This is a genomic window from Paraburkholderia sp. GAS334, from assembly GCF_050436625.1.
Lineage (GTDB): Bacteria > Pseudomonadota > Gammaproteobacteria > Burkholderiales > Burkholderiaceae > Paraburkholderia.
This window is the reverse complement of sequence record NZ_JBNDMO010000002.1, coordinates 110,882-125,023: the sequence shown is the minus strand read 5'-3', so window position 1 is coordinate 125,023 and position 14,142 is coordinate 110,882. Positions and strand designations below refer to the sequence as shown.

Genomic DNA, 14,142 nt, shown 5'->3' with positions numbered 1-14,142 from the left:
GGTGCAGCGCGTTTGCGCGATCCCCGTCATAAAGACCGGCGGTTTGCACGGTTATTCCGGGTCGCCTACAATCGAGTGCTCTACAGCGTTATCCGCAGACTCCCCATAACACGATACAAGGAACGCAATCATGGAACATACGCTCCCGCCGCTGCCGTTCGCGAAGAACGCGCTCGCTCCGCATATGTCGGAAGAGACGCTCGAGTTTCACTACGGCAAGCATCATCAGACCTATGTGACCAACCTGAACAAGCTGATTCCTGGCACCGAGTTCGAGAACCTGTCGCTGGAAGAGATCGTCAAGAAGTCGTCGGGCGGTGTGTTCAACAACGCAGCGCAAATCTGGAATCACACGTTCTTCTGGAACAGCTTGTCGCCGCAAGGTGGTGGCGCGCCGACTGGCAAGCTCGCTGACGCGATCAACGCGAAGTGGGGCTCTTACGACAAGTTCAAGGAAGAATTCACGAAGGTCGCAGTCGGCACGTTCGGCTCGGGCTGGGCATGGCTCGTGAAGAAGACCGACGGCTCGCTCGATCTGGTTTCGACCAGCAACGCTGCAACGCCGCTGACCACCGATGCGAAGCCGCTGCTGACGATCGACGTGTGGGAACACGCGTACTACATCGACTATCGCAATGCGCGTCCGAAGTTTGTCGAAGCGTACTGGAACATCGTGAACTGGGAATTCGCTTCGAAGAATTTTGCGTAAGCGGTTCGCGAATCGAAGTTGAAATGAAAGCCCTCCAGTGTGAGGGCTTTCTGTTTTCTGCGCGTCGGATCCGCTGCGGCCATCATGTCGCGTCGCGTCACGTCGCGATCTGCACGGGCCGGAACGGCGGCGAGCGGATAAAACCTTTCAGTTTGTCGCCTGAAGCCATGCACGTTCGCAAAAGCGGTGGCATTCTGCGGTTTGCGGCGAGCCTGCCCAGACTTCAACGCAACGTCCACCCGTACTTCGAGCCAGATCAACATGGAACCTCAAGACGACGACCTCAAGCACTTCGAAGCGCACGGCGCAGCGCCGCTGCCTGTCACGCGCGATCAAGGCTACGTAGACAACGACGGTGCCCGAATCTGGTACGCGACGTATGGTGCCGGCTCACCGGTGATCCTGCTGCACGGTGGCCTCGGCCATAGCGGCAACTGGGGCTATCAGGTGCCGGCGCTGGTCGGCTCGGGCCATCGCGTCGTAATCATCGACAGCCGCGGCCACGGCCGTAGCACGCGCGATTCAAAGCCCTTCCTGTACGAACGGATGGCGTCCGACGTGCTCGCCGTGATGGACACGTTACAGCTCGAAAAAGCCGCCGTGGTGGGATGGAGCGACGGCGCATGCACTGCGTTGATCCTCGGGATGAAAGCGCCCGAACGCGTTGCGGGCGTCTTCTTCTTTGGATGCAACATGGACCCGAGCGGCACAAAGGCATTCGTGCCCACGCCGCTCATCGACCGGTGTTTTGGCCGGCACCGCAGAGACTACGAACAGCTATCCGCCACACCGGATCAGTTCGATGCGTTTGTCGGCGCGGTCAGCGAGATGATGCGGACGCAACCCAACTATTCCGCGCACGATCTGGCTGCGATCCGTGTGCCCGTCGCGATCGTGCAGAGCGAGCACGATGAATTCATCAAGCCGGAACACGCCGAATATCTCGCGCGGAGCATCCCCGGTGCGGAACTCGTCCTGCTGCCTGGCGTGAGTCATTTCGCGCCGCTGCAAAGGCCCGGACTGTTCAATGGCGCGGTGCAGACTTTTGTCGACAAGGTTCTTTCCTGAATTTCGCCCTGCGGTGTTTCGTTCGCGAGCTTCTTCCATGGCGCGTGCCGGCTCCGGCTGCCGAAACAGCCGGCTCGAGGCCTGTTACGACGCCTGACCCAGCGCTTCGACATATCCGGCCGTGGAGCGCACGCGGCCCATCACCCGGAACACACCTTCGGTACTGGATTTGTGCGCCTCGGCGCTCATGCTCGACATGGCGTCTTCGATAAAGACAAGGTCGTAGCCCTGGTCGAACGCCGCGCGCGCCGTCGACTCGACGCCGAAATTCGTCGCGATGCCGGCCATGACGACCGTGCGAATGCCACGGCGACGCAGGTGCAGTTCGAGATCGGTGCCGTAGAACGCGCCCCATTGGCGCTTCGTCACCACCAGATCGCCAGGCTGTACGCCGGCTTCCGGCACCAGCTCAGATGCAATCGCGGGCGGCGGCGGGGTGTTCGGCGCCTGCGGTGCGGCGTCCGTCAAGCGCTGCAGCAGTTCTGTCAGCAGCACGCGCACGAATACGACGGTGCCGCCCGCGGCGCGCGTTGCCTCGGCAAGACGCACCGAATTTTCGACGACCTGGCTGCCCGAATAGGGCGCCAGCTCGCGGCCGACGATGCCATGCTGGAGGTCGATCAGAACCAGCGCGGTGGTCTTCGGATCGAGTGAAAGTGCTTGCGTCATATGTCGCCTTTATGTGAGGATGGCCTCATATAATCATACGCTCAGAATGTGAGAATGTCCTCAGCTCTGTCTGGAACCGCGCGGCGGGTGCCGCAACAGGAGCGCGCCGCGCGGCGCGTCGATGCACTGCTCGAAGCGGCGGGCGCGGTAATTGCCGAGCGCGGTTTCGACGCCGCGACCATGACTGCCATCGCGGAGCGCGCGGGCGCGTCGATCGGTGCGGTGTATCAGTACTTTCCGAACAAGGAAGCGCTCGTGTTCGCGCTGCGCACGCGTTATGCCGAAGAGATGGAAGAGCGCTGGACCGCGCTCAGCGTCGCGGCTGAAGGGATGACCGTGCCGGAACTGGTCGGCAGCCTGTTCGAGATGATGGCGGCGTTCATGGCGACCCGTCCTGCCTATATTCCGCTGCTGTCGGTTTCGCTGAATTTCAAACGCGATGCGGCAGCGCGCAACCGGCTGCGCGGCCGTTTCGCCGAACTGTTCCAGCGCTATCAGCCGGCGCTTTCAGGCGACGAGGCCTTTCGCATCGCTGAGGTCACGCTTCAGGTGGTGAAAAGTATGAATCCGCTGTACGCCGTCGCGAGACCCAAAGAGCGCACGCTGCTGCTCGTCGAGTACAAACAGGTCGTGGCGTCGTATCTGGAATCGCGGCTCGCGTAAGCGGTAAACGCGACAGGCGCTTCGGGCCGCACACGGGTGCGCCCGAAACCCGCCAGCCGGCCCGTCACATCTCGTTGTGCTTCACATCCTTGGGCAGTTCGGTGCGTGTCGTCAGCACACTGTCAATCAGGCCGTACAACTGCGCACCTTCGGCGGACATGTAGTTGTCGCGGTCCGTGTCCTTTTCGATCTGCGTGATGCTCTGGCCCGTGCGTTCGGCGAGTACTGCATTCAGGCGTTCGCGCTGGTACAGCACTTCCTTCGCCTGGATCTCGACGTCGGCGGCCGTGCCCTGTCCGCCGCCTGAGGGCTGGTGAATCATGATGCGTGCGTTCGGCAGCGCGTAACGCTTGCCGCGCTGGCCGGCCGCGAGCAGAAACGTACCCATGCTCGCCGCGAAGCCAGTGCACAGCGTCGACACTTCGGGCTTGATGAACTGCATCGTGTCGTAGATCGCGAGGCCGTCATAAACCGAGCCGCCCGGCGAGTTGATGTAAAAGGAAATATCCTTGTCAGGATTCTCGGACTCGAGAAACAGCAACTGCGCGACGATCAGGCTCGCCGACTGGTCATTCACCGGCCCCACCAGAAACACGATCCGCTCACGCAGGAGCCGCGAATAGATGTCATAGGCGCGTTCACCGCGACCGGACTGTTCGATGACGGTCGGCACGAGGCCGAGACCCGAAAATGACGGGGGCGGATACAGGTATGACATGCGTTCCTCGTTGGGTTGTTGGTGGATTCCGCGCACGGCTGACGTCGCGCAGAATCCTGTCTGCAAGACGCGGGAACGCCGTATCGCGTGACACGATTTATTTTGTCGGGCGACTGTCACATGGGGGCGCGCTGAACCGTCTATGAAGGCGGGGCGCGAATCCACGGCGCCGAAGTGTTTTCTCCACGATCACGGAGCATCACGCATGACGGAAGATGAAATGGACAAGGCCGCGACGTTCGCGGCATCGCGGGGAAAGCTGATGGCGCTCGCGTACCGGATGCTGGGCAGTCGCGCGGAAGCCGAAGATGTCGTGCAGGACGCGTGGCTCAAATGGCATCTCGCCGACGCCAGCGACATTCGCGCGCCCGCAGGCTGGCTCACGACGATTACGACGCGTCTTGCGATCGATCGCCTGCGGCATCTGCAGATGGAGCGCCTGTCGCGTGCGGCAGGCTGGCTGCCAGAGCCGTGGCTCGATGGCATCGTGCCGTCGGCGGAAGAAATGGCGCTGCGTGCGTCGGAGATGTCGTACGGTTTGCTGTTGATGCTCGAACGTCTGACGCCGGATGAGCGCGCGGCCTTCGTGCTGCACGAGGCGCTCGATTGCGATTACGCGGACATCGCGCAGATCATCGGCAAATCGGTGGCGAACTGCCGGCAGATCGTCCATCGCGCGAAAACGCGCTTGCAGCGTGAAGGCGGCGAGCCGAAGCCGGCCGTCGATCCGTCCGCGCATGCGCAGGTCGTCGAGCGGTTGCGCGCGGCAATCGAGGCGCAGGATCGCGCGCAGTTGATGCGCCTGTTCAGCGAAGAAGCGGTTGTGCTCAGCGATGCGGAAGAAGAAGCCAATGCCGGTGAGGCGATTGCTTCGGCGCGCTGGGTGGATCAGCTGACGTCATCTACGCGCAATGCCGCGCCTGTGACGATCAATGGCATGGCGGGCGTTGCGTTGATGGCGGAAGGGGAGGTGACGGGCCTGCTTGACGTCGCGGCCGCCTGCGATGGACGCATCGCGCGGCTGTGCGTCGTGTCGTCAGCGGTGAATCTGCGTGCGGCGAATGCGGCGTGGGGTTCGCGTGCTGTCACTCGCCTGCTTGAACGGATTGGCCGCGCCGAACCGGTCATGTGCTGACCGGCCTGCGCGCGCCGTGCCGCTTTCACTCAACAAAACCGCATCCCTCAATTCCGGTGCGCGGCGACTTCCCAGTTGATGTCGACGCACAGCACCTGCAACCCACGCGCCGTTTCCGCGGCAATCGACGCCGTCACGCACAGGTGCGCCTCGTTGATCGACAGATACGGCGGCGTCAGCTGAACCTTGCCCGGCTCGCGAACGGCCCGGATGAAATACGGCCGGCGCTCCCAGCTCGCGCCTTCGGAATGCAGCAGCGGGCGGAACCGTTTTGCGCGTTGCGATGCGCGGCCATGCGGCAGCACGTTGTCGCCGATCTGCCGGCCGGAGGCGTCCAGCACGAAACAGCGCGCGGTTTCGCCGAGCGCCAGCAACGGCGCTGTCGCGTGAGCGACCGTCCCGCCGGCGAAAAGCTGGGCGCTGGCGGCTTCGAGTGCCTTCACGTACGGCGCAAGCCGCGAAACCTGCGCACGCTCGCGCGCCGATACGCGCTCCCGCAACGCCGCCGACAGCGCATCCATCAAGCCGGCCGCAGCTTGCGGCTTCACCGGATCGACGCTTGGGCCCGCGAAAAACGCGCCCTGCACGAAATCGACATTGCATTCGAGTGCGATCAGCGCGTCGCGCTCGGTCGAAAGTCCGCCCATCAACACCAGTTGCCCGGATTCATGCAGCATCGAAACGAGGCCGGGCAACACGCGTTCGATATGTGAATGCTCGCTCGCCTGCGCAAGAATGCAGCGGTCGAGCGTGACGATGTCGGGGCGCAGCTGCCACACGCGGTCGATGTTCGAATGCTTCGCGCCGAAACCATCGAGCGCGATCAGGAAACCGGACTTGCGCAGCGCGTCGATGATTTCCGAGAAACGCGTCGTCTCGCCGCCGGCCTGTTCGGACACTTCCAGCACCACGCGTTGCGGCGGCAGGCCGAGCGCCTTCAGCCCGGCGAGCAACGCGTCGCCATAGCTCGTGTCCATCAGTGCCGCAGGATGCAGGCTCAGGAAAAGCCACTCGTCGTGGCTGTCGAATGCATTGAAGTTGCCGAGATGCAGGGATTCGGCAAGACGCCCGAGTTCAAGCAGATCGCCGCGCCGCGCGGCCTGCGTGAAGACTTCGTGCGACGGCACATGGCGCGCGTGTTCGTCGCGCGCACGCAGCGACGCGTGATAACCGATCGCGCGACGGTGCGACACCGAAAACACCGGCTGGAAAACGCTGAAGACGGTATAGCCGCCGTACAGGACGGTGCGGCGCGCGCCTTCGTCGCCCGCCATCGGACGCGGCGGCTGGAAGCCGGGGGGATCGAGGTCGATCATGCTCATCATATCGGTCGTGTAGTGGTCAGCTGTGGCGCACAGCCCGCCGAAAGCGCAAGTTTACAGGATAGGCCAGCAAGAAGTATGCGCATCCGAAAATGACACCTGCGTGCGGCTGGATTCGTCAGGCTGCGTGCCGGCTCGCACTTCGCGGCCGCGCGACGCACAGCGATGGTGCGCGTGACGCCCTGCTGCGGGTACTCGTGCACGGTGTTTCTGTGCCGAAACCCGCGAACCGTCTGTGCCATTACGCCGGCACGAACCGCGAAAACGCGACGTCACCTGGCGCCCTGACGCGATACCGTCGTTACGTCCGCTCCGACGGGTCGGTCTTTTTCGCCCGCGAGCGGATATCCGGCGAGAGTTGCGCGAAGATCCACGCCGAGCCCGCCGTGATGATGCCGACGCACAGGAACGTCGCGTGGAATGCCGGCAGCGAATTGGCTTCGGTGACGCGTGCAATCAGCCCTGTGAAGGTCGCGAGCAGCGCGCCCGCGACGGTGACGCCGAGACTCATCGACAGCATCTGTACAAGCGAAAACAGGCTGTTGCCGCTGCTCGCGCCGCCGGTGCCGAGGTCTTTCAGCGTGAGCGTGTTCATCGCCGTGAACTGCATCGAGTTCACGCCACCGAAGAACGCAAGCTGCACGAGCCGCAGCCAGAGCGGCTGGCCGGCGCTCGTCAGCGCGAAGCTCGCCATCGCGAGGCCGACGAGCACGGTGTTTGTGACGAGCACGCGTCGGTAGCCGTATTTCATGATGAGCGTCGTCGCGAGCCGCTTCGACGACATCCCCGCCGCCGCAACCGGCAGCATCATCATGCCCGCCTGGAACGCGCTGTAGCCGAGGCTCACCTGCAACAGCAGCGGAATCAGATACGGCATCGCGCCGCTGCCGATCCGCGCAAACAGGTTGCCGAGCAGACCGACGCTGAACGTGTGGATCTTGAACAGATCGAGCGAGAAGATCGGTTGCGGCGCGCGCACCGCATGCAGTCCATACGCAACAAAACACGCGAGGCTCAGGATCAGCAGCACCAGCACGGTTGCGTGCTGGATGCCCAGTTCCGTGCGGCCATCGAGGGCGAACGAGATCGCGACCATGCCGACGATCAGCAGCAGATAGCCTTTCAGATCGAACTTCGGCGTATCAGGATTGCGGCTGTCCGGCATGAAGATGAACGTCGCGATGCAGCCGGCGATGCCCACCGGCACGTTGATCAGAAAGATCCAGTGCCACGACGCGATCTTCACGAGCCAGCCGCCGAGCGTCGGACCAATGAGCGGACCGATCAACCCCGGAATCGCGACGAACGACAGCGCCGGAAGATAACGTTCAGCCGGAAACGTGCGCAGCACGGCGAGTCGCCCTACGGGCAGCAGCATCGCGCCACCCACACCTTGCACGATGCGGTACACCACCAGCTGGTTCAGCGTATGCGCGTTCGCGCAGAGGAGCGAGCCGACCGTGAACACGAGGATCGCACTCAGGAACACGCGCCGGACGCCAAGCTTGTCCGCGAGCCAGCCCGACACTGGAATCATCACCGCCATCGTCAGCGAATACGCGATCACCACCGACTGCATGCGCAGCGGCAGTTCGCCGAGACTCGTCGCCATCGCGGGGAGCGCCGTGTTGACGATCGTCGCGTCGAGCGTCTGCATGAAGAAGCCGGTGGCCACCAGCCACAGCAATACGGTGAGGGATTTCGAAGACGGGGCGGACGCGGTCTGGGCGATGGACATGAGGGCAGAGGAGGGCGCAGGCGGCGCGCAGTCTGGCAACGCGGCGAGCCGTCATTTTAACGGCAAGCGTCACAACGCCGCCGGGAATCGCGCCGGGTGGGTGCCTTGCCGGTTGCGGCGGGCGTTGCCCGGTGGCACCGGGTACGCCGCGGACGCAGCGGACGCAGCGTCGTGCGTCAGCCCGGAAGCGCGGCGGCAGCGTCGAAGAATGCCCGCGCGCGCGGGTCGTGGGTGAACGCCGCGTTGATCCGGATCCACGGGCTCGGTTCGGCGTTCGGGCGAAAGTAGCTGCCCGGCGCGACCGTCACGCCGAGCGGCGCGCCACACTCGACGAGCCGCGTCGCGTCTTCGACATGCGGCACGCGCGCCCACACGAACTTGCCGCCGAGCGGTTTATCGAAAAGATCCCACCCGCTGTCTTCGAGCGTCTGCACGGTAAGGCCGAGCGCATCGCGCATCCGGCGACGCAGCCGTTCGAGATACTTGCGATACATGCCGCGCTCCAGCAGCGCGACGGCTACCGCTTCCGCGAAACGCGAGCCGCCGATGCTCGTCAGCATCTTCACGTCGGCGAGATCCTTGACGATCGCCGGGCTCGCCACCAGATAGCCGATGCGCAGCGAAGACGACAGCGTCTTGGACAGGCCGCCCACATAGACAACGTGTTCGAGCTGGTCGAGCGTCGCGAGGCGGTCGGTCGGCTCGGTCTGGAAGTCGGCGTAGATGTCGTCTTCGATGATCGTGAACTGGTGCTCGCGTGCGAGCTGCAGCAGGCGAAACGCGACGGGCGGCGAGATCGTCGTGCCGGTCGGGTTGTGGAACACCGTATTGATGAAGAAGAGGCGTGGACGATGCTCTTTCAGCATCGCCTGCATCGCGTCGAGATCGGGGCCGTTGCGCGTGCGCGGAATGCCGACGAGCCGCACGCCATGCAGCTTCAGCAGACCGTTCAGGTTGTAGTAGCCCGGATCTTCGACGAACACCGTGTCGCCGGCCTTCAGCATGTAGCGCATCAGCATGTCGAGCGCCTGGCTCGCGCCGTTCGTGATCAGGATCTGCGACGCGTCGGCCATGATGCCGAGCTGCGCGATGCGGCCCTGCAGGTGGTCGCGCAAGGTCGCGTTGCCGAGCGGCGTTGCGTAGTCGATCAAGCTTGAACTGTCGACGCGCGAGACGTGACGGATCGCCTGGCCGATGCTGTCCATGTCGCGCCACGCTTCGGGGATGAAGCCGCTGCCGAGCTTCAGCGATTCGCCCGGATGGTTGAACTGCTGGAGGATGTGGACCGACTCTTCGTCCGCGCGACGCGGGTCGGACGTGCCTTGACCCGCGAGCATCGCGCGCGAACGTTCGGCGACATAAAAGCCCGAACCATGCCGTGAATCGATGAAACCGAGCGACACGAGCCGGTCGTACGCCTCGATCACCGGGAAGCGGCTGATCTGGTAATCGGTGGCGAACTGGCGGATCGAGGGCAGTTTCGCGCCCGGATGCGCGACGCGCGACCGGATCCACGTCTGAACGCCGTTGACGATCTGCTCGGTGAGCGGCACGCCGTTTTCGCGGTCAAGTTCGAGTTTCATACCACCTCACTGTCCGGCCTGTTGTCCGGCTCATTGGCTGGCTCATTGTCTGGATTAGCGGCTACTGTCTGGTTTTTCGACTGTACAGTTTCGATGAAACTGTCCGGAAGTGTGCATGGGGTTCCGGTCGTCGCGCCGCAATAATGACTCAATCATAAAGTCGTTTCAAGGAGCACTGCGATGCGCGAAATCCGTACTTTCGAACTGCAACATGACGAGCCGGCGGCCGCATGGCGCGTCGTCCGGCCGCTCATCCTGAAGGTGATGGCCGGGGAAATCTGGATCACGCTCGATGGCGATCCGGAGGATTACTGGCTCGCCGCCGGTGAAACATTTGAGTTGCCGCGCGGCGCGCGGGCGTGGGTGAGCGCCGGGCCCGGCAACGCGCGCGTCGCGTTGACGTTCGCCGGCTGCGAGCTGCGTGAGCGGACGCTGTCGGCCGATGCTTCGCGGCTGTTCACGCTCTCCCGGCGATCGCTGCGCGCGTGGATGCCGCGCTGGTTCCCGGCGGCGTGAGCGCAGGCTGCGGCGGGTTTTGTGCCTTCCGGCAGGAACGGGGCGATCGTTTTACGATCGAACAGTGAGTTCCATCAATGCGCCCGCTTCGTCGCGGGCGCTTGCCCCTGCTCATGACACCGCGACTCGCGCTTGAACATCTCTGGTCGCTGGCGGCCTGCAGCCCCGCGGCGCTTGACGCCGTCTCGCTCGCAGGCGAAGACCCTGCGTTGCCGTCGGTCTATCGCGTTGGCACGCTGGCGTCCGCGACGATTGCGGCCATGGCGCTTGCCGCCGCGGAATGCTTTCGCCTGCGTACCGGCCGGCAGCAGCGCGTCGACGTCGACGTGCGGCGTGCGCTTGCCACGTTTCGCAGCGAGCGGTATCTGCGGGTGAACGAAGGGCTGCCGCCTGAACTGCGCAATCCGGTCACCGGCTTTTACGCGACGCGCGACGATCGCTGGATCCAGCTTCATACCAACTTTCAGCATCATCTTGACGGTGTGCTGAAGGTGCTCGGCTGCGCCAATGATCCGAAGGCCGTCGCTGAAGCGATTCGCGGCTGGGACGGCGCGACGCTGGATCAGACGCTCGCCGACGCCTGTCTGTGCGCTGCGCTGATCCGCGCGCCCGACGAATGGGCCGCGCTCGATCAGGCGAAGGCGATCGCGTCCCTGCCGCTCTTCGAGATCGAACGGATCGGCGATTCCCAACCCGAGGCACCGGGTCGCGGCGACGCGTCCCTGCCGCTTGCCGGCACCCGTGTACTCGACCTGTCGCGGATCATCGCGGGGCCGGTTGCCGGGCGCGCGCTCGCGCAGCACGGCGCGGATGTGTTGCTGATCAACGGTCCTCATCTGCCGAATATTGCGCCCCTCGTGATCGACAATGGTCGCGGCAAGCGCTCCGCGACACTCGATCTGCGCGACGACCCCGCGCGCGTGCGGCTGCGTGCGCTGGTGGCGGGCAACACGGATGTGTTTCTGCAGGCCTATCGTCCGGGCTCACTCGCGGCGCGCGGGTTTGCGCCGGAAGAGCTGGCGCGGCTGCGTCCGGGCATCGTGTGCGTGTCGATATCGGCATATGGCCACACCGGGCCGTGGGCGCTGCGACGCGGCTTCGACAGCCTCGTGCAGTCGGCGAGCGGCATCGCGTGGACGGAGAGTCTTGCGGCGCGCGGCGAAGGCGGTGGTTCAGACGCGCAAAGCGGCATGCCCAGGCATCTGCCGTGTCAGGCGCTCGATCATGGCGCGGGCTATCTGGCTGCATTCGGCGCAATGGTCGCGCTGGCCAGGCGGGCAACCGAAGGCGGCAGCTGGCACGTCCGGCTTTCGCTGGCGCAGACGGGCCACTGGCTGACGTCGTTCGGACAGGTCGCCGACGGCTGGCGCACGCCGGACGTCACGTTCGATGACGTGCAGGATTGTCTGGAAACCGTCGACTCACCGTTTGGCCGCGTCACAAGCGTGATGCCGGCGGAACGGCTGTCGGAGACACCGCCGTTCTACGCCCGCCCGCCCGTGCCGATTGGCACCGACGACGCCCGCTGGGCATAGCGTGCCATCAGCCTACTTGCGAAGCTCCGCGACGAAATCGTAGTAATCGTTGCGGCAGTAGGTATCGGTGAGTTCGATCGCGCGCTGGTCGGCGGTGTAACCAACGCGCGTGATCAGCAGCAGCGCCTCGTTCGGCGCGATGCTCATCTGCTGCGCGATTTCTTCGCTCGCGTTGACCGCGCGGAAGTGCTGCAACGCGCGCACGATCGACAACCCACGTTGCTCGAGATAGCTGTACAGCGAATCGCCGATCGCCTGCGGATCGGGAATCACCGAAGACGGAAACGTCGAGTTTTCTACCGCCATCACGATGCCGTCCGCGAGCCGCAGACGCCGCAGACGTGTCACCGCCGCCGCCGGCGACAGACCCAGCTGGATCACTTCATCGCGATTCGCCGGCTGGATTTCGCGCGACAGCCATTGCGAACTCGGCGTGAAGCCGCGTCGCCGCAGCATTTCGCTGAAGCTCGACAGTCGCGACAGCGGATCTTCATAGCGCGGCGTGATGAAACTGCCCGCGCCCTGCGTGCGCCGGATCAACCCCTGTTCGACGAGCAGCGCGATGGCCTTGCGCGCGGTGATGCGTGACACGCCCAGCGCGTCCGACAGCACGCGTTCGGAGGGCAATGCTTCCCCGGCGTTCCAGCGGTTCTCGTGGATCGCGTGACCGAGCTTGCGGGCGAGTTGCAGATAGAGCGGGGTGTCGTTTTCCGGGTCCGGGCGCAGGTCGCGCCAGCGGTCTTCCGAGGCAGAGTTCATGTGACGGACGCAAGAAGGGCAAGCGGCAATTCTATGTCATTGGCGCCCTCGCGTTATAGCGGGCTTTTGCGGGTGGGTCTCTACGCGCCTTCGTGAACGGATAAACTCGTTCGAATTGTCATCGCCGCGGCGCGTCCGCATGCGCGCATGTCCGCGCTGTCTGTGCGGCGAAGAAACCCGGAAACAAGGAGTAACCATGACGAACGAGATCGCCAGCGTGAGCCTGCCCGATGGTGAGCGGATTCCGAAGCTGGGGCAGGGCACGTGGGAAATGGGCGAGCAGCCTGCGCGCCGCGCTGCCGAGATAGCAGCGCTACGCGAAGGCATCGAACTGGGGATGACGCTTATCGACACCGCCGAAATGTACGGCGACGGCGCCACCGAATCGCTGCTGGGCGAAGCATTGCACGGCGTGCGCGACGACGTGTTTCTCGTCAGCAAGGTCTATCCGCACAATGCAAGCCGGCGTGGTGTGCAGGCTGCCTGCGAGCAGAGCCTGAAGCGTCTGAAGACTGATCGCCTCGATCTGTATCTGTTGCACTGGCGCGGATCGGTGCCGCTTGCGGAGACCGTCGAAGGATTTGAGACATTGCGTCGGGCGGGCAAGATCCGTCATTGGGGCGTCAGCAACTTCGACACCGACGACATGGAAGAACTTTTCGACGTGCCAGGGGGCGACGCCTGCGTGACGAACCAGATTCTCTACAACGTCGCGCGACGGGGACCCGAGTTCAACCTGCTGCCTTGGCTCGCGGAGCGCGCGATGCCGGCGATGTCGTACAGCCCGGTTGATCATGCGCGTCTGCCGAAACGCTCGCCGCTCGACGACATCGCCAGCGCGCGTGGCGTGTCCGTGTTTCAGGTGGCGCTCGCGTGGGTGCTGCGCCGGCCGGAGGTCTTCGCGATTCCGAAGTCAGGCCGCATCGAGCATGTACGCGACAACCGCCGCGCGCTGGACCTGCAACTCACCGTCGACGAATACGCCGCCATCGATGCGCATTTCCGGCCGCCGCGCAGCAAGCGGCCGCTCGAAATGCTGTGAGGTGTGTCTGCTCATGCGCGTGTGCAACGCGCATGGATCAGTTGCAGGGGTGATGTGAATGGACGGAGCCGAGCACGGCGACTTCGGCGGGCGCGCGCTTGAGAGCATCGTCGCTGACCTGACCGGCGTCCTTAAGAAAATCGTCGACGATGGTGGAGACCTGCGTGTCGCGCAGGCATAGCGATACGCGTTGGGTTTCGTTCGGGGGCAGCGACGCACGCTGGCCGAGAAACAGCACGCCGTACTGATAGCCGCGGATGATGCCGCGAATCGCGCCGACGCATTGACCTTGCGCGACGTTATCCGATTTCTTCTTGCAGCGTTGTGCGAGCGAATACGCGGAGAAGGACGGATCGACGGGTGGCGCCACGGCTGTGGCCGGGGCAGCAGGTTGAGCAGGCGTCTGCGCGTTCGCGAGCGAGGCGAAGCCGAGCGTGGTGGCCATCAGCAGGGCTGATGCAGTGCGCGCGACGGGTGAGGGGACATGTCTTTGCATCGTGTTGTCCTCATGCTGAACGTTGAGTTCAATATGAGGCGATCCATGCCATTTGGTTCCGGCTGCCGCGCGATGCGCTGTCGGAACTGTCGGCGCCGTTGAAGCTGCCGATGCCGTTGAGGCGAAAGGGAAGGGACCACAGAAGGGAAGTGTCCGGCCCTGGCGGCGACGTCCGACCGGGGGATCGGG

General features: G+C 64.3%; 14 protein-coding genes. 7 read left to right on the top strand and 7 right to left on the bottom strand.

The window, feature by feature from the left end; all coding sequences use genetic code 11:
• The first annotated feature begins 130 nt into the window (after nt 1-130).
• Nucleotides 131-709, top strand: a complete 579-nt coding sequence (gene sodB, locus P3T21_RS03940; RefSeq protein ID WP_429254627.1) for a superoxide dismutase [Fe] — start codon at nt 131-133, stop codon at nt 707-709.
• 261 nt (nt 710-970) lie between these two features.
• Nucleotides 971-1,777 carry an alpha/beta fold hydrolase gene (locus P3T21_RS03935; RefSeq protein WP_429254626.1) on the top strand — a complete coding sequence of 269 codons (807 nt, stop codon included), beginning with the start codon at nt 971-973 and terminating at the stop codon, nt 1,775-1,777.
• Nucleotides 1,778-1,861: 84 nt separating this feature from the next.
• Here the strand turns inward: P3T21_RS03935 and P3T21_RS03930 are convergent, their stop codons facing one another.
• Nucleotides 1,862-2,446 (bottom strand): isochorismatase family protein, encoded by a 585-nt coding sequence (locus P3T21_RS03930; RefSeq protein WP_429254625.1) that lies wholly within the window; start codon nt 2,444-2,446, stop codon nt 1,862-1,864.
• Nucleotides 2,447-2,500: 54 nt separating this feature from the next.
• Between P3T21_RS03930 and P3T21_RS03925 the strand changes: the two genes are divergently transcribed.
• On the top strand, nt 2,501-3,109 hold the full coding sequence (locus P3T21_RS03925; RefSeq protein ID WP_429254624.1) for a TetR/AcrR family transcriptional regulator: 609 nt from the start codon (nt 2,501-2,503) through the stop codon (nt 3,107-3,109).
• 64 nt (nt 3,110-3,173) lie between these two features.
• Here the strand turns inward: P3T21_RS03925 and clpP are convergent, their stop codons facing one another.
• Nucleotides 3,174-3,827 carry an ATP-dependent Clp endopeptidase proteolytic subunit ClpP gene (clpP, locus tag P3T21_RS03920; RefSeq protein ID WP_429254623.1) on the bottom strand — a complete coding sequence of 218 codons (654 nt, stop codon included), beginning with the start codon at nt 3,825-3,827 and terminating at the stop codon, nt 3,174-3,176.
• Between the two features lie 205 nt (nt 3,828-4,032).
• Here clpP and P3T21_RS03915 point away from each other — a divergent pair, with 205 nt between their 5' ends.
• Complete coding sequence (locus P3T21_RS03915) at nt 4,033-4,962, top strand: sigma-70 family RNA polymerase sigma factor (RefSeq protein WP_429254622.1); 930 nt, start codon at nt 4,033-4,035, stop codon at nt 4,960-4,962.
• A 47-nt stretch (nt 4,963-5,009) separates the two neighbouring features.
• On the opposite strand, the gene P3T21_RS03910 is transcribed toward P3T21_RS03915, so the two are convergent.
• The 3 genes from P3T21_RS03910 to P3T21_RS03900 all read right to left on the bottom strand — a co-directional run bounded on the left by P3T21_RS03910 (nt 5,010) and on the right by P3T21_RS03900 (nt 9,605).
• Nucleotides 5,010-6,284 (bottom strand): EAL domain-containing protein, encoded by a 1,275-nt coding sequence (locus P3T21_RS03910; RefSeq protein ID WP_429254621.1) that lies wholly within the window; start codon nt 6,282-6,284, stop codon nt 5,010-5,012.
• A gap of 301 nt (nt 6,285-6,585) precedes the next feature.
• Nucleotides 6,586-8,022: a multidrug transporter subunit MdtD gene (mdtD, locus tag P3T21_RS03905; protein ID WP_429254620.1), complete on the bottom strand. Its 1,437-nt coding sequence runs from the start codon at nt 8,020-8,022 to the stop codon at nt 6,586-6,588.
• A gap of 176 nt (nt 8,023-8,198) precedes the next feature.
• Nucleotides 8,199-9,605 (bottom strand): PLP-dependent aminotransferase family protein, encoded by a 1,407-nt coding sequence (locus P3T21_RS03900; protein ID WP_429254619.1) that lies wholly within the window; start codon nt 9,603-9,605, stop codon nt 8,199-8,201.
• A 180-nt stretch (nt 9,606-9,785) separates the two neighbouring features.
• Between P3T21_RS03900 and P3T21_RS03895 the strand changes: the two genes are divergently transcribed.
• Nucleotides 9,786-10,121: a DUF2917 domain-containing protein gene (locus P3T21_RS03895; protein WP_429254618.1), complete on the top strand. Its 336-nt coding sequence runs from the start codon at nt 9,786-9,788 to the stop codon at nt 10,119-10,121.
• Between the two features lie 113 nt (nt 10,122-10,234).
• Nucleotides 10,235-11,656 (top strand): CoA transferase, encoded by a 1,422-nt coding sequence (locus P3T21_RS03890; protein WP_429254617.1) that lies wholly within the window; start codon nt 10,235-10,237, stop codon nt 11,654-11,656.
• 12 nt (nt 11,657-11,668) lie between these two features.
• Here the strand turns inward: P3T21_RS03890 and P3T21_RS03885 are convergent, their stop codons facing one another.
• The gene (locus P3T21_RS03885) at nt 11,669-12,415 is read right to left on the bottom strand and encodes a GntR family transcriptional regulator (RefSeq protein WP_429254616.1); all 747 of its coding nucleotides are present in this window, start codon (nt 12,413-12,415) and stop codon (nt 11,669-11,671) included.
• Between the two features lie 196 nt (nt 12,416-12,611).
• Here P3T21_RS03885 and P3T21_RS03880 point away from each other — a divergent pair, with 196 nt between their 5' ends.
• Complete coding sequence (locus tag P3T21_RS03880) at nt 12,612-13,457, top strand: aldo/keto reductase (RefSeq protein WP_429254615.1); 846 nt, start codon at nt 12,612-12,614, stop codon at nt 13,455-13,457.
• A gap of 37 nt (nt 13,458-13,494) precedes the next feature.
• On the opposite strand, the gene P3T21_RS03875 is transcribed toward P3T21_RS03880, so the two are convergent.
• Nucleotides 13,495-13,953, bottom strand: a complete 459-nt coding sequence (locus P3T21_RS03875) for a hypothetical protein (RefSeq protein ID WP_429254614.1) — start codon at nt 13,951-13,953, stop codon at nt 13,495-13,497.
• Nucleotides 13,954-14,142: the final 189 nt, after the last annotated feature.

Coding starts and splice junctions, on each gene's coding strand:
- mdtD (WP_429254620.1), bottom strand. CDS start 8,022: ATGTCCATCGCCCAGACCGCGTCCGCCCCGTCTTCGAAATCCCTCACC.
- clpP (WP_429254623.1), bottom strand. CDS start 3,827: ATGTCATACCTGTATCCGCCCCCGTCATTTTCGGGTCTCGGCCTCGTG.
- P3T21_RS03935 (WP_429254626.1), top strand. CDS start 971: ATGGAACCTCAAGACGACGACCTCAAGCACTTCGAAGCGCACGGCGCA.
- sodB (WP_429254627.1), top strand. CDS start 131: ATGGAACATACGCTCCCGCCGCTGCCGTTCGCGAAGAACGCGCTCGCT.
- P3T21_RS03880 (WP_429254615.1), top strand. CDS start 12,612: ATGACGAACGAGATCGCCAGCGTGAGCCTGCCCGATGGTGAGCGGATT.
- P3T21_RS03925 (WP_429254624.1), top strand. CDS start 2,501: ATGTCCTCAGCTCTGTCTGGAACCGCGCGGCGGGTGCCGCAACAGGAG.
- P3T21_RS03915 (WP_429254622.1), top strand. CDS start 4,033: ATGACGGAAGATGAAATGGACAAGGCCGCGACGTTCGCGGCATCGCGG.
- P3T21_RS03885 (WP_429254616.1), bottom strand. CDS start 12,415: ATGAACTCTGCCTCGGAAGACCGCTGGCGCGACCTGCGCCCGGACCCG.
- P3T21_RS03895 (WP_429254618.1), top strand. CDS start 9,786: ATGCGCGAAATCCGTACTTTCGAACTGCAACATGACGAGCCGGCGGCC.
- P3T21_RS03875 (WP_429254614.1), bottom strand. CDS start 13,953: ATGCAAAGACATGTCCCCTCACCCGTCGCGCGCACTGCATCAGCCCTG.
- P3T21_RS03910 (WP_429254621.1), bottom strand. CDS start 6,284: ATGAGCATGATCGACCTCGATCCCCCCGGCTTCCAGCCGCCGCGTCCG.
- P3T21_RS03900 (WP_429254619.1), bottom strand. CDS start 9,605: ATGAAACTCGAACTTGACCGCGAAAACGGCGTGCCGCTCACCGAGCAG.
- P3T21_RS03930 (WP_429254625.1), bottom strand. CDS start 2,446: ATGACGCAAGCACTTTCACTCGATCCGAAGACCACCGCGCTGGTTCTG.
- P3T21_RS03890 (WP_429254617.1), top strand. CDS start 10,235: ATGACACCGCGACTCGCGCTTGAACATCTCTGGTCGCTGGCGGCCTGC.